Genomic DNA, 14,363 nt, shown 5'->3' with positions numbered 1-14,363 from the left:
ATTGTAGACTATATTGATTACTACAACAACAAACGAATTAAGGTAAAACTAAAAGGACTTAGTCCTGTACAATACAGAACTAAATCCTTTGCTTAAATTAATTGTCTAACTTTTTGGGGTCAGTACACTTGCCAAGAGCGTTTTTTTCACTTGTTCTATCTCCTATTTTTTCTTTCTTTATGATTTTCTCAAAAAAGTGCTTCGTACAGGAAGTTTTAGTAGTTAACGAAAAAGTGCTGGCAACTTGTATGGTAATGTCATCTATTTCACCATGAAAATTTGAACAATCATGATGATATAGATGAGCAGTGTTAGTAAAAATCCAGCTCGCCAAAAGAATTTAATAAATTTGGGATAATAAAAGCTACGTCTTTTGTTTAAGAAGAAAAAGACTAACACAATTGCTAGTATTGATAAGGCCGTTCCCAATACGGGAAGTTGATTGTGTGTAAACATCTTAGCCGTTATCAAATAATATTCAAAAATTAGAAAAGGAAAAGCTAAATCAGCAGCATTGATGCCCCTTTTCTTTAACTTAAAGAGTCTGCTTAAAATAATCGTCAGAGCTAAGGTTAGTACCAAAAGCAAGATGGAAGCAAGTTTCATTAAAATCATACCATCATTGTATCATAAAATTTTGAGAATAGAAAAGTAAATTCCGTGATTTATCACTGTTTTAGCAAAAAATCATTGGTAAGAAACAGATTTTATAATTCCTGCTTGAACAGAATGAATCATGTGTTCGGTACGATGATAGTTTGAACTCTCAATATAAATCTTTTTTATGTTCAACATAGAAAATATATATTAGTCAGAAGTGAAGAATAGTAGTAGAATGAGTAGCAAATAAAACAAAGGAGTTTCTTATGAAATTAGTTACTTTATGGTCAAAACTCTCACTAGGAATTCAATTATTGGTGGCTTTGGTCTTGGGGGTGATTGCTGCAGTCATCTGGCCACAATTTGCAGGCTTTTATCAATTTTTAGGACAAGCCTTTATTAAATTGATCAACATGGTCATCATCCCATTATTTTTCCCAACTATCGTTGTTGCAGTAGCCGGTGTTATCGGGAAAAAATCTTTTGGGAAAATCTTGACTAAGAGTTTGGTTTACTTTTTCGCAGTAACAACTGCAATTACTCTTTTGTTTGTATTTGCTAGTTACTATTTAGGATTTGGTCAAGGAGTGAACATTGGTCAAACTGGTGGAAACCTTGATGGAATTGCCAATAATGTCAAATTTAGCGAATTTTTGCTTGGTTTTATTCCATCAAATATCGTCAAATCTCTTTCAGATGGCGCCCTATTGCCGATTATCGTTTTTGCTATCTTTCTTGGTTACGGAATTGGTAACCTTAAGTCTGAGAAATCTCAGAAAATTATCGAAGGTTTCCAAATCTGGATTGAGGCCATCTACAAGATTGTTACAGTGATTGTTAAACTATCACCGATTGGGATTTTTGGATTTATCGCCAAAGATGTTGCAACGACTGGCCTTGATAAATTGATTGGGCTTGGTCAATTTGTAATCGGAACTTACTTGGCTTATGCTGTTTTGGTTCTCCTTATTTTCCCTTTGATTGCTCTATTCTTTAAAGTACCATATTTGTCAGCCTTTCGTGAAAATTTGAGTCTCTTGACCCTGGCCTTTGTTACTGGTAGTTCTAGTGTTGTTTTGCCATCCCTTCTTAAAGATTTGAAAAAACAGGGCCATGACGAGCATACAATTGATTTAGTTGTTCCTTTAGGATATACTTTTAACTTAGAGGGAGCAGCGGTTTACTTCTCAGTAGCGACAATCTTTATTGCGCATGCCTACGGCATTCAATTTTCATTATCAAGTCTCTTGTTTACTGTTTTGCTTTTGACCTTGATTGGAAAAACTGCGGCAACCGTACCATCAGGAGCTATCGTGGTTCTATTAGCTGCAGCACCTCAACTGGGCTTGCCAGTTGAAGGAGTAGCCTTGATCTTTGCAGTTGATTTCTTTGTCAATGCTGGCCGTACTATGATCAATAATGTTTTAGGTCAAATCTTAACAGTCGGCGTTATTGAAAAAACAGAAGGATATATTTTAGAAGAAGAAAAGGAAAGCCAATTATCAGTCAGCTTTTTTTAAGGAGTTTATAAGTAATGAGTGAAGCAAAAGTTTATGTAATTCATGAGAATCTTGAATGGACCCAGCATTTGGTCAAATGGTTGGAAGAACTAGGAGTCCCTTATGAACTGTGGGATTTATCTAGTGGTATATTGGACCTTCAAAGCCCACCACCACAAGGTATCTTTTACAATCGCATGTCTGCGTCTTCTCACACCAGAGGACATCGCTATGCACCAGAATTTACAGAGCAGGTGATTACTTGGTTAGAAGCACATGGACGCAAGGTTGTAAATGGAACTGGTGCCATCAACCTAGAGATCAGTAAAGTCAAACAATATTTGAAGTTAAACGAGTCAGGCATTGAGACTCCTGCGACAGTTGCAGTTCTGGGCCAAGAAAATATCATTGAAGCAGCAAGAAAATTGAACATCTATCCTTTGATTACTAAGCACAATCGAGCAGGTAAGGGATTAGGCGTTCAACTCTTCCAAAATGAAGAAGAACTGGAAGCTTATGTCAATAGCCCTCTCTTTGAACCATCAGTGGACGGGATTACCTTGTTACAAGCCTACATCAAGCCAAGTGATGGACGCATCCGTCGTTCAGAGTTTATCAATCAGAAGTTCCTTTATACTGTTTCAATCGATTCTTCAGATGGTTTCCAATTGTGCCCAGCAGATGGTTGTCAAATTGGCAAGAGACCAGAACAACTAGAAACGTCTGAAAAATTCCAGATTACAGAACCTCTACCAGATTCTCGAAGAGAAGCTTATGAAAACTTCCTTAAAAATGCTCAGATTGAAGTTGCGGCTATTGAATGGGTTCAGTCAGAGAGCGGTGATATTTATGTTTATGATGTAAATACCAACACAAACTACAATCCTACCGCAGAAAAGAATGCCAATATTTTTGCTCACCAACATTTGGCTCACTATCTAAAAACAGAATTGCAAGCCCTAACGAGTGGACAATAAACTATGAAATTCAAAAATCCCCCAGTATCAAATAACTGGGGGATTGATTTGTTTATACTCTTCGAAAATCTCTTCAAACTACGTCAGCTTCCATCTGCAACCTCAAAATAGTATTTTGAGCTGCCTTCGTCAGTTCTATCCACAACCTCAAAACGGTGTTTTGAGCAACCTGCGGCTCGCTTCCTAGTTTGCTCTTTGATTTTCATTGAGTATTAATCGATAAAAATTATTGCTTTGCTTTAAAATCTGGATCCTTAAGGCTTTGAACACTGGCATTGATCACTGCACCGATAATCAATATCTTGGCAATAATTATAAACCAGAACATCATGACAACAACGATGATGGAACTGAAAAATCGAACGTCGACTAGATAGTTAACATAATTGTTGAAATAAGCTGAAAAGATCGTTAATAGAGATATGAGAGTAAGAAGTACGAATAGACTTCCAGGAAGGACGTAACGAATACGACCGATTTTCACGTTTGGAAGGAAATAATAGAGCATGATCAAGATCGCAAACAGAAAGACATAAATCAGCGGTCCTGTAAAATCCTGTAAATATGCAAATAGAGAACTTTCGGATTTCCAGTAGTTTTTTATCAGATCCAACAACATATGACCAAACATACTTAGGAATAAGGCAAGAGCAAAGAGAATTTGAAGTCCCAAACTAACTAGGAGACTCATCAGTTGGTGTGAGATAATTCCTCTATTTTTTGCGATTCCATAGGCTTTATTAAAAGCCTTTTGAAGAAAATTCATGGATTTTGAAAATGTCCAAAGAGCTGATATCACCGCAAAACTCAAGAGTCCAGCAGATGGTTGTGTCAGCACTTCACGAGCAATCTTTGCTACTACATCATAGATCGTATCTGGTAAAAATTCCTTTAGTGTGATCAAGAAATCAGAGATCGGAATTTGAAAATAAGGCAAGATATTGACGGCTATCATAAGTAAAGGGAAGATTGAAATCAACCAATAATAAGCCACAGTTACACTGGTTAATTCAATATCTGAAACATGATAGTAGTGTAAAAAAGCTTTCAATAAGGGCTTATTAGTTAGTTGTTTCCACAACTTTTTCATTGCATAATCCTCCACAATAGTAACCTAAATCTTAATTTCTGCGAACTAATTCCATCATATCATAAGGCAGTGTGTTGGCTGATTCTTTTAGAGAATAGGTTTCTAGGTTGTTCACATTTTGTCGCAGTTTTTTAGCATACTGGGCTGAAATAAGTTTTTGTTTCTCGTATTCAAAGATAGACTTACGTTCTAGATAGTATCCTCTCAACATTTCGTCGATATTATTGGGTTTGATACGATTGATAACCCGTTCCACAAAGGCACCACTGGTAATATGACTGGTTTCACGGAGACGCGATTCCTGCATAAAGCTAATTAAAGAACTCTTATAAATCCCTTTGAGGTTTTCCAAACTTTCGATGATGATTTCAGTGTTGGCTAGATAGAGTTCAGCAATCTGGTCATAGTCAATGGCCAGAAGTCTTTGGGTTTCTTTGTTCTTCAAGGAACGGAGGGGTTTGCCAAATGTGAGCAACTCGTGTAGGAGAAAACGTACAATCCGAATAGAAACAAGGAAGTAGTAGGTTAGGTGAGAAGCAAAGTTTCGCTTAATATTTTTTTCCATGCTTTTCAAGTACCGTTGATAAACACGATAACCTCTTTCACCGATTTTGCCCTCTTCATAAGCCTGTTCCAAACCATCGTTCTCGATACTGAGAATCAAGAGTTTAAGAGCTTCCCAGTCTTCTTGGATTTCTTTATTTTCTTGGCTGAGGATGAGATTTTCAATCCGTCCATGATAGTTATCAATCGCAGCATAGAGTGGAACCTTGTTTTTAGTATGGTCCAGATCTCTCTCTAACTCCATTGCAACATCATTTAGGATAGCGATGTGCATGAGATGATCCTTAGATGGCTCTTGCTCTTCAGAAAGGTGTGGCAAGACCAATAAACCAGTAAGAAAACTGACCAGGGTTACACCAGCTACGAGGAAGAGAAGGAGCGGATATTCCTGCTCTAAGTTAGACGGTATCAAGAGGATAGTAGCAATAGAAACTGTTCCCTTAACTCCAGAAAAGGTAAGGAGAAGCATATCTTTGACATACTTGTGGAGACTTTTTTGAAGTTTCTTTATTCGAAACGCGTAAAAGCCGTAAATCATTACAAAGCGGATGGCAAAGAGTAGGAAGGTTAAAAGAAAGACTGTGACGAGAAGAAGCACATTGTTATAAAAAGCACTCTTAAGAATCGGCTCCGCAATCATTTCCAGTTCCATTCCTAACAGTACGAAGACAGAACCATTGAGCATAAAGGTTACAGTGTGCCAAACGGTCTCGGTCACTGTATCCACTTGAGCTTCGAGAAGATTTATCTTTTTAAAACGACTGGCTTTTAAAATACCAGCGACAACGACTGCGATAATTCCAGAAACATGAATCTCTTCAGCGATGAAGAATGTTAAAAGTGGTAAACTAAGATCAAGCAAGAGTTCACTAGCTATATCAGTAGCTCGAACACTGAGTAGAAAAGTATGGAGGAAACGATTGATTAAGGCTGTTATAAAGCCGACTGCAAACCCTCCAACGATGGAAATAGCTAGGGAAATTCCTGCTTGAGCGATTGAAAAGGTTCCCGTTGTCCATGCGATGAGAGCAACACGAAAGGCAATTAGCCCAGAAGCATCATTAAGGAGTCCTTCCCCTTTTAAGATATTTGAAATTCGTTTTGGAAAGGTAAATCGTTCAGAAAGGGAAGCAAAGGCAACCAGGTCAGTAGGACCAAGTGCAGCCCCTACGGCTACGCAGGCAGCTAAAGGTAAGCTCGCCCAAAGGACATGGGCAAGTCCTCCCATACTTAGAGTAGATATAAAGATGACAGGGAAAATTAGATAGAGAACGATTTTCCAGTGTTTTAAGATAGAGGTTACATCTGCTTCTTGAGCTTCTCGAAAGAGGAGCGGTCCGATAACTAAAGCTAGAAACAACTCAGTATCTAAGTGATATTGGTTATTAGGTAAGCAAAGACCAATACCGATTCCCAGAAGAATCTGAAGCAGGGGCATGGGTAGGAAGGGAAGAAGTTTATTGGTCGTACTAGAAACAATGAGAACAAGTAAAAATATCAAGAGATAAAAAAGTAAATCCATCTTCTACCTCCTTATTTTTGTTTTCGACAAGCTTCAAAAAGTTCTTTTTGTTCTTGGATTTTTTGATCAATTTTCGAGCAGTCTTTATGCTCGATTTTCTTCTGGCAACGTTCCATTTCAAGTGTTATCATTTTTTTCTTGATTTTCAGCATCTTCTTGCTCATATGAGCTTCATCTAACATACCAACTGCCCGTTCATGTTGAGTTGATTCGACAAATTTGTGACGTAGATTTTCTATTTTATCTCGTAGGTATTGTTTATCCATGTCGATACCTTTCTAATTTTTCAATCATGACTAACAATGGTGGATTGTTGATTTGGTTGAGAGTGCGATAGATCGTAGCAGTATATTCTTGTTGTGGTAAGTGACTGACAAAATCCATGACTGCATCCCGTTCGATATCTCCGCCTTCATGCCCGTAATAAATCATGATGGCTATTCGTCCACCCTTAACTAGCAATTGGCAAAGTTTATCCAGTGCTTCAATAGTTGTTTGAGGTTGGGTGATAATGCTTTTATCAGCTGAAGGAAGATAACCTAGATTAAAGATGGCAGCTTTCACCTCAGTTACAAACTGATCCACGGTTTCATGACCTTGTAGGATTAATTCTGCATTGGTCAAACCAGCTTCTTGGAGACGTTGACTTGTTTTTTCCAGAGCTTGTTCCTGGATGTCAAAAGCATAGACTTGTTTAGCTAACTTGGCAAGAAAAAGGGTATCGTGGCCATTTCCCATGGTCGCATCAACGACAATATCCTCTTGGGTGATGACTTGGGCAAGAAAATCATGCGCCATTTCAAGTGGTCTTTTCATTCATAAACTCCTGTTTTACAGCCTTGCATCCTTGGACGCTACCGCGTCGTCTCATTTCAGCCTCAATGCTATTTAGAACTTCCCATTTATTGAGACTCCACATAGGACCAATCAACATATCCCTAGGCGCATCACCCGTAATCCGATGGATAACGATATGCTTGGGAATAATTTCTAGTTGGTCACAGATGACCTTGACATATTTATCCTGACTCATGAGCTGCAAACGACCTTCATGATAGTCGCGTTGCATTCGAGTGTTGGTCATGAGGTGAAGTAGGTGAAGTTTAATCCCTTGGATATCATTGTCCCTTACACAACGTCGAACGTTTTCCACCATCATTTCATGAGTTTCACCGGGCAAACCATTGATCAAATGGGCAACAATCTCGATTTTAGGATATTTTCTCAAGCGCTTGACAGTCTCCACGTAGAGTTCATAGGAGTGGGCGCGGTTAATCAATTCTGAAGTTTCTTCGTAAGTAGTTTGTAAGCCTAACTCTACGGTAACATGCATTCGCTCTGATAATTCTGCCAAGTATTCAATTGTCTTATCAGGAAGGCAATCTGGTCGAGTTCCAATATTGATGCCAACTACACCTGGTTCGTTGATAGCTTGTTCATAGCGCTCGCGAATCACTTCCAGCTTTTCATGAGTATTGGTAAAATTTTGGAAGTAAACCAAATACTTTTTAACATCTGGCCACTTACGATGCATAAAGTCAATTTCCTTATAAAATTGTTCGCGAATAGGGGCATCAGGAGCAACGATTGCGTCTCCAGAACCAGAAACCGTACAAAAAGTACAGCCCCCATGTGCTACAGTTCCATCACGGTTTGGACAGTCAAAGCCAGCATCAATAGGAACTTTAAAAGTTTTTTCTCCGAATAAATTTCGATAATAATCATTCAAGGTATTATAGGATTTCATAGCTAATATTATAACAAAAAATGGCAGTAAACTCAAAAATGGTCAGTAAGAGATAGCCTACCAGAAAGTGAAGCGAAAGAAAAAGTCAAATTTTTTTTATAAAAGCCTTTACAAAAAAATAAAAAGTGGTAAAATTAAAACATAAACATGCGCAAACGTTTTCGTAAAACGTTTGCCGAATAAATATAAAGGAGATTTGAATGATGAAAGATACATTCAAAAATGTCTTGTCTTTCGAGTTTTGGCAGAAATTCGGTAAGGCTCTAATGGTGGTTATCGCTGTTATGCCAGCGGCTGGATTGATGATTTCAATCGGTAAGTCACTTGCAATGATTGACCCAAACCTTGCTCCCCTAGTTATTACTGGTGGCGTACTAGAGCAAATTGGTTGGGGTGTTATCGGTAACCTTCATATTTTGTTTGCCCTTGCTATTGGAGGAAGCTGGGCTAAGGAACGTGCTGGTGGTGCTTTTGCGGCAGGTCTTGCATTTATCCTTATTAACCGTATCACTGGTACAATCTTCGGTGTATCAGGGGATATGTTGAAGGATCCTAACGCTATGGTTTCAACAATCTTTGGTGGATCTATCAAGGTTTCTGATTACTTCATTAGCGTACTTGAGGCACCAGCGCTTAACATGGGGGTATTTGTAGGGATTATCTCAGGTTTTGTTGGAGCGACTGCTTTTAACAAATACTACAACTTCCGTAAACTTCCTGATGCACTTTCATTCTTTAACGGGAAACGTTTTGTACCATTTGTAGTTATTCTTCGCTCAGCAATCGCTGCAATTCTTCTTTCAGCTTTCTGGCCACTGATTCAGACAGGTATCAACAACTTCGGTATCTGGATTGCCAATTCACAAGAAACAGCACCAGTACTTGCACCATTCTTATATGGTACTTTGGAACGCTTGCTCTTGCCATTTGGTCTTCACCACATGTTGACTATCCCAATGAACTATACAGCTCTTGGTGGTACTTACGATATTTTAACTGGTGCAGCAAAAGGCACTCAAGTATTTGGACAAGATCCACTTTGGCTTGCATGGGTAACAGACCTTGTAAACCTTAAAGGTACTGATGCTAGTCAATACCAAACATTGCTAGATACAGTTCATCCAGCTCGTTTCAAAGTTGGACAAATGATTGGTTCATTCGGTATTTTGATGGGTGTGGCTGCTGCTATTTACCGTAATGTTGAAGCAGACAAGAAACACCAATACAAAGGTATGATGATTGCGACAGCTCTTGCAACTTTCTTGACAGGTGTTACTGAGCCAATTGAATATATGTTCATGTTCGTTGCAACACCTCTTTACCTTGTCTACGCTGTTGTTCAAGGTGCTGCCTTTGCTATGGCTGATATTGTTCACCTTCGTGTGCACTCATTCGGTTCAATTGAATTCTTGACTCGTACTCCACTAGCTATCAATGCTGGTCTTGGTATGGATATCATTAACTTTATCTGGGTAACAGCACTATTTGCAGTTATCATGTACTTTATCGCCAACTTCATGATTCAAAAATTCAACTATGCTACTCCAGGACGTAACGGAAACTACGAAACTGCTGAAGGTTCATCAGAATCTGCTGCTTCTGGTGAGTCAAAAGTTGCAGAAGCTTCTCAAGCTGTTAACATCATCAACCTTCTTGGTGGACGTGCTAACATCGTTGACGTTGACGCATGTATGACTCGTCTTCGTGTTACTGTAAAAGACGCTGAAAAAGTCGGAACAGAAGAACAATGGAAAGCTGAAGGAGCTATGGGTCTTGTCATGAAAGGACAAGGTGTCCAAGCTATCTATGGACCTAAAGCTGATGTTTTGAAATCAGATATTCAAGACCTTCTTGACTCAGGTGAAGTGATTCCTGAAACTCTTCCAAGTCAAATGGCATCATCTTTTAAAAATGCTGTTGTATATAAAGGTGTAACTGAAGAAGTTTATTCAGTTGCTGACGGTCAAGTGGTTGCCTTGGAACAAGTAAAAGACCCAGTATTTGCTCAAAAAATGATGGGTGATGGATTTGCAGTGGAACCAGCAAACGGAAACATTGTATCTCCAGTTTCAGGTACTGTATCAAGCATCTTCCCAACTAAACACGCTCTTGGTCTTGTGACTGAAGCAGGTCTTGAAGTACTTGTTCACATTGGTTTGGACACAGTAAGTCTTGAAGGAAAACCATTTACAGTTCATGTTGCTGAAGGACAAAAAGTTGCGGCAGGTGATCTTCTTGTCACAGCTGACTTGGATGCTATCCGTGCAGCAGGACGTGAAACCACAACTGTGGTTGTCTTCACAAATGGTGATGCGATCAAATCAGTTAAATTAGAAAAAACAGGTTCTCTTGCTGCTAAAACAGCAGTTGCAAAAGTAGAATTGTAATATTTAGGAGGTTGGAAGCTATTTCCAACCTCTTGTTTATAGGAGAAAAGAATGAAGTTTTTAACACTGAATACCCATAGTTGGATGGAAAAAGATCCTGAACAAAAGTTTCAATTTTTACTTCAAGATATACTTGAAAACAGTTATGATTTGATTTGTTTTCAGGAAATCAACCAAGAAATCACTTCAGCTCAAGTAGAAACAGGCCCACTTTATCATCCATTACCATCGGCTGAGCCGATTCATCAAGACCACTATGTGCGACTTTTGGTAGAGAAGTTGGCTGAGCAAGGTCAAAACTATTATTGGACTTGGGCCTACAACCATATCGGTTATGATCGCTATCATGAGGGTGTGGCAATTCTTTCTAAAACACCAATTGAAGCTCGTGAAATTTTGGTTTCAGATGTCGATGATCCAACAGACTATCATACACGTCGTGTGGCCTTGGCTGAAACTGTAGTAGATGGTAAGGAGCTTGCAGTTGCCAGTGTCCATCTTTCATGGTGGGATAAAGGCTTCCAAGAAGAGTGGGCGCGCTTTGAAGCGGTTCTGAAAGAATTGAACAAGCCACTCTTACTAGCAGGTGATTTCAATAATCCTGCTGGTCAGGAAGGTTATCAAGCCATTCTAGCTAGTCCACTAGTCTTACAAGATGCTTTTGAAGTTGCAAAAGAAAGAAGTGGAAGCTTTACCGTTCCGCCTGAAATTGATGGTTGGAAGGGGAACAGCGAACCTCTTCGAATCGATTATATCTTTACGACAAAGGATGTGCAGGTAGAAAACCTTCACGTAGTTTTTGATGGTAAAAATAGTCCACAGGTGAGCGATCATTACGGTCTCCAAGCAACACTATCTTGGAAAGATTAAATAAGGTATTTTAGTAAAAACAAACCAGTCGAGATTGGGCAAAAACTCAATTTTAGGAGAAAATCAAGTAAATCTTCCTACAATAAAACGCATAGTATCAAGGTTGTTCAATACCTGATACTATGCGTTTTTATGATTTTAAAGACTTTTTGCCCAGCCTCTTGATTTATTTAAGGAGTTAATATAGTTAAAGTTTTTTATTGAATAACTTGTAAAAAAAGATAAAATCCTTTAAAATAAAAAGTGTTGGAGGAATTTATGATTGTAAATCAAATAAAGCGTATGATCCCGACGCTAAAGGTAAATAATAGAAATTTAAATGAATCATTTTATATCGAGACTTTGGGGATGAAACCCTTGCTTGAAGAGTCAGCCTTCTTATCACTAGGAGACCAATCAGGTATTGAAAAGTTAGTTTTAGAAGAATCACCAAGTATGAGAAGCCGTAAGGTTGAAGGGATTAAAAAATTAGCTAGATTACTTGTAAAGGTAGAGAAGCCATCTGAAATTGAAGCCTTACTAGCTAGAATGGAAAAACATCCTCGCCTCTACAAAGGAAACAAGGGATATGCTTTTGAGCTTCTTTCTCCAGAAGGCGATTGTGTCCTTGTTCATGCGGAAGATGATATTAGAGATTTGGAAAAGGTTGAAGAAGAAGTCACTTTTTCAAAAGATGAGGAACTGAGATATTTGACAGCCTTTGAAATCTCTGTGGAAATTAACTTGCCAGAAAAGACAGCTAGTCTGCTTGAAAAAGAAGAAATCGAAAACCGACTAGCTTTCAAAAAAGCCCAAGGAAGTGATTTGCTGGTGGAAAATAATGTAACTTGGGACTTGTCCATGTTAAAATTTCAAGTAGAGAATTTGGATCTTGCTGTATTGCGTCAGCGTTTTGAAGAAGCTGGTTACTTTATTCCAAAATCTGAGAAGTTTTTCCTCACTAAGGATACCAACAATATTGAATTGTGGTTTGAAGCAGTATGAAACAAAAAATCATTCAAAAAATAAAGCAACAAATTGAGGCAGGGATTTATCCTGGTGCCTCTTTTGCATATTATCAGGATGGCGTTTGGTCTGACTGGTATCTAGGAGAAGCAAACCCAGAAATTGGTGAACAGACGCGTGAGGGCTTGGTCTATGATTTGGCAAGTGTCAGCAAGGTTGTTGGAGTAGGAACGGTCTTAACCTTCTTGTGGAAGGAAGGTAAGATTGAGCTTGATAACTCCATAAGAGACTATCTTCCAGAAGTAGATTATCCAGACATCACTGTTCGTCAACTCCTAACGCATGCGACAGAATTGGACCCCTATATCCCCAATAGGGATCAGCTTTCAGCCGACCAGTTGAGGAATGCCATGTATCATCTTAATCGCCGAGAGAAGAGAGCCTTTCTCTACTCGGATGTGCATTTTCTCTTGCTCGGTTTTCTCTTGGAAAACTATTTTGAAAAGGACTTGGATCAGATTTTACAAGAGCAAGTTTTGGATCCTTGGGGAATGAAGGAAACTCAGTTTGGTCCAGTTAGCTGTGCTGTTCCAACCGTTCGTGGACAGAAAGCAGGAGTGGTACATGATCCCAAGGCTCGTGTGCTTGGGAAACATGCTGGAAGTGCAGGTTTGTTTTCAACAGTTCATGATTTAAAAATTTTCTTAGAGCATTATTTGCAGGATGATTTTGCTGAAGGATTGAGTCAGAATTTTTCGGATCTGAATGATAAAGAACGCTCATTGGCCTGGAATCTTGAAGGTGATTGGCTGGACCATACAGGCTATACTGGGACCTTTATCATGTGGAATCGTAAGAAACAAGAAGCTGCTATCTTTTTATCTAATCGAACTTATGAAAAAGATGAGCGTGCCCAGTGGATTTTGGATCGTAATCAGGTCATGGACTTGATTCGAGAGGCAGACTAGGGAGGAAGTATGTCAAAAGTTTTAAAAGGAACTCTTTATACTGTCATTGCAGGTATTGCCTGGGGCTTATCGGGAACCAGTGGTCAGTACCTGATGGCTCATGGAATATCAGCCCTAGTTCTGACCAATATCCGTTTGATAATTGCTGGTTTACTCCTGATTCTTCTGGCTTATACTAAATCAAGGGATAAACTTATGGCCTTTCTGAAGGATAAATCAAGCCTGTTTTCTCTCTTGCTATTTTCTTTATTTGGTCTTTTTCTAAATCAATTAGCTTATCTATCAGCTATTCAGGAGACAAATGCTGGGACAGCGACAGTACTTCAGTATGTCTGTCCAGTTGGAATCCTTGCTTACACTTGTATCAAGGATAAGGTGGCTCCGACGCTTTCAGAAATCATCTCTATGTTTTTAGCTATAGGTGGGACCTTTCTCATTGCAACACATGGGCAATTGGATCAACTCTCGATGACTCCAGCTGGTCTATTCTGGGGCTTGTTCTCAGCCTTAACCTATGCTCTTTATATCATTTTACCCATAAAATTGATTCAAAAATGGGGGAGCATATTGGTTATTGGTGTTGGAATGACCATCTCTGGTTTTTTAGCAGTGCCTTTTACAGGAATTATCGGTGCAAGTGTCCCCTTAGCTTTTGATACCATTCTAGCTTTTGCAGGCATCATTCTGATTGGAACGGTCTTTGCCTATACAGCCTTCCTCAAGGGAGCCAGTATGATAGGACCAGTCAAGTCTAGCCTTTTGGCTTCAATTGAGCCTATCTCGGCAGTATTTTTTGCCTTCATGATTATGGGGGATATCTTTTATCCTGTAGATTTTCTTGGTATGGCAATGATTTTACTAGCCGTGACTATCATTTCATTGAAGGATCTAATGTTGGAAAAGAAACATCACTCCGTTTAATGGATTAAAACAGTCTTTGATAAGAAGCCCACTGAAAAAGTAACTCTCTTACTTTTAATAAAATGAAAACCGAGGAACCACTCATCAATTTGAGCGAATTCCTCGGTTATTTTGTGTTTATTAGGGTCATAATTCGTTTCATATTAACCACAAAGATGCTTGTGGCTGCCTGTAACTCCATGTTGAAAAGACCCGATGCCCTTGCAACATCAAAGCCATGTCTCTGTTTTAGTTCGGCATTCTTCGCTTCGATTTTATAGCGATGTCTGGCCA

The 14,363-nt window shown here is 38.9% G+C and carries 15 protein-coding genes and 1 pseudogene; 8 read left to right on the top strand and 8 right to left on the bottom strand.

Features of this window, described 5'->3' with window-relative positions:
• The coding region (locus QM374_RS10035; RefSeq protein ID WP_195327149.1) for an IS3 family transposase at window positions 1-96 on the top strand (96 nt) is incomplete at its 5' end.
• A 165-nt stretch (window positions 97-261) separates the two neighbouring features.
• On the opposite strand, the gene QM374_RS10030 is transcribed toward QM374_RS10035, so the two are convergent.
• Entirely contained in the window at window positions 262-615 is a 354-nt protein-coding gene (locus QM374_RS10030) for a DUF3397 domain-containing protein (RefSeq protein WP_414311653.1), read from the bottom strand.
• A 251-nt stretch (window positions 616-866) separates the two neighbouring features.
• On the opposite strand from QM374_RS10030, the gene QM374_RS10025 reads away from it, so the two are divergent.
• Both QM374_RS10025 and QM374_RS10020 read left to right on the top strand, forming a co-directional pair.
• Window positions 867-2,120: a dicarboxylate/amino acid:cation symporter gene (locus tag QM374_RS10025; protein WP_414311652.1), complete on the top strand. Its 1,254-nt coding sequence runs from the start codon at window positions 867-869 to the stop codon at window positions 2,118-2,120.
• 14 nt (window positions 2,121-2,134) lie between these two features.
• Window positions 2,135-3,076, top strand: a complete 942-nt coding sequence (locus tag QM374_RS10020; RefSeq protein ID WP_281335069.1) for an ATP-grasp domain-containing protein — start codon at window positions 2,135-2,137, stop codon at window positions 3,074-3,076.
• A gap of 83 nt (window positions 3,077-3,159) precedes the next feature.
• On the opposite strand, the gene QM374_RS10015 is transcribed toward QM374_RS10020, so the two are convergent.
• The 6 genes from QM374_RS10015 to QM374_RS09990 are packed head-to-tail and all read right to left on the bottom strand — an operon-like array spanning window position 3,160 to window position 7,999.
• A complete protein-coding gene (locus QM374_RS10015) occupies window positions 3,160-3,282 on the bottom strand; it encodes a hypothetical protein (protein WP_007554566.1) in 123 nt (40 codons plus the stop codon).
• Window positions 3,283-3,302: 20 nt separating this feature from the next.
• A complete protein-coding gene (locus QM374_RS10010; RefSeq protein ID WP_281335070.1) occupies window positions 3,303-4,166 on the bottom strand; it encodes a YihY/virulence factor BrkB family protein in 864 nt (287 codons plus the stop codon).
• Window positions 4,167-4,197: 31 nt separating this feature from the next.
• On the bottom strand, window positions 4,198-6,252 hold the full coding sequence (locus QM374_RS10005) for a cation:proton antiporter (RefSeq protein WP_414311651.1): 2,055 nt from the start codon (window positions 6,250-6,252) through the stop codon (window positions 4,198-4,200).
• Between the two features lie 11 nt (window positions 6,253-6,263).
• On the bottom strand, window positions 6,264-6,518 hold the full coding sequence (locus QM374_RS10000) for a hypothetical protein (RefSeq protein WP_223139941.1): 255 nt from the start codon (window positions 6,516-6,518) through the stop codon (window positions 6,264-6,266).
• Window positions 6,511-7,068: a class I SAM-dependent methyltransferase gene (locus tag QM374_RS09995; protein WP_414311650.1), complete on the bottom strand. Its 558-nt coding sequence runs from the start codon at window positions 7,066-7,068 to the stop codon at window positions 6,511-6,513. Before QM374_RS09995 ends, QM374_RS10000 begins: the two co-directional genes overlap by 8 nt.
• Window positions 7,052-7,999, bottom strand: coding sequence for a TIGR01212 family radical SAM protein (locus QM374_RS09990; RefSeq protein ID WP_414311649.1), 948 nt, complete (start codon window positions 7,997-7,999; stop codon window positions 7,052-7,054). Before QM374_RS09990 ends, QM374_RS09995 begins: the two co-directional genes overlap by 17 nt.
• Before the next feature lie 200 nt (window positions 8,000-8,199).
• On the opposite strand from QM374_RS09990, the gene QM374_RS09985 reads away from it, so the two are divergent.
• From QM374_RS09985 to QM374_RS09965, 5 genes are all read left to right on the top strand, one after another.
• Window positions 8,200-10,386 carry a PTS transporter subunit IIBC gene (locus tag QM374_RS09985; RefSeq protein WP_414311648.1) on the top strand — a complete coding sequence of 729 codons (2,187 nt, stop codon included), beginning with the start codon at window positions 8,200-8,202 and terminating at the stop codon, window positions 10,384-10,386.
• A 51-nt stretch (window positions 10,387-10,437) separates the two neighbouring features.
• Window positions 10,438-11,256, top strand: coding sequence for an endonuclease/exonuclease/phosphatase family protein (locus QM374_RS09980; protein WP_414311647.1), 819 nt, complete (start codon window positions 10,438-10,440; stop codon window positions 11,254-11,256).
• Window positions 11,257-11,514: 258 nt separating this feature from the next.
• Window positions 11,515-12,240: a CppA N-terminal domain-containing protein gene (locus QM374_RS09975; protein ID WP_414311646.1), complete on the top strand. Its 726-nt coding sequence runs from the start codon at window positions 11,515-11,517 to the stop codon at window positions 12,238-12,240.
• On the top strand, window positions 12,237-13,169 hold the full coding sequence (locus QM374_RS09970; RefSeq protein WP_414311645.1) for a serine hydrolase domain-containing protein: 933 nt from the start codon (window positions 12,237-12,239) through the stop codon (window positions 13,167-13,169). Before QM374_RS09975 ends, QM374_RS09970 begins: the two co-directional genes overlap by 4 nt.
• Window positions 13,170-13,178: 9 nt before the next feature.
• Window positions 13,179-14,090, top strand: coding sequence for a DMT family transporter (locus QM374_RS09965; protein WP_414311644.1), 912 nt, complete (start codon window positions 13,179-13,181; stop codon window positions 14,088-14,090).
• Between the two features lie 106 nt (window positions 14,091-14,196).
• Here the strand turns inward: QM374_RS09965 and QM374_RS09960 are convergent.
• A pseudogene (locus QM374_RS09960) lies at window positions 14,197-14,363 on the bottom strand (IS5/IS1182 family transposase); the annotation flags it as partial.

It is taken from the genome of Streptococcus infantis (assembly GCF_047465525.1).
GTDB lineage: Bacteria > Bacillota > Bacilli > Lactobacillales > Streptococcaceae > Streptococcus > Streptococcus infantis_R.
The sequence above is the reverse complement of the archived record's forward strand: the minus strand, read 5'-3'. Positions and strand labels throughout refer to the sequence as shown.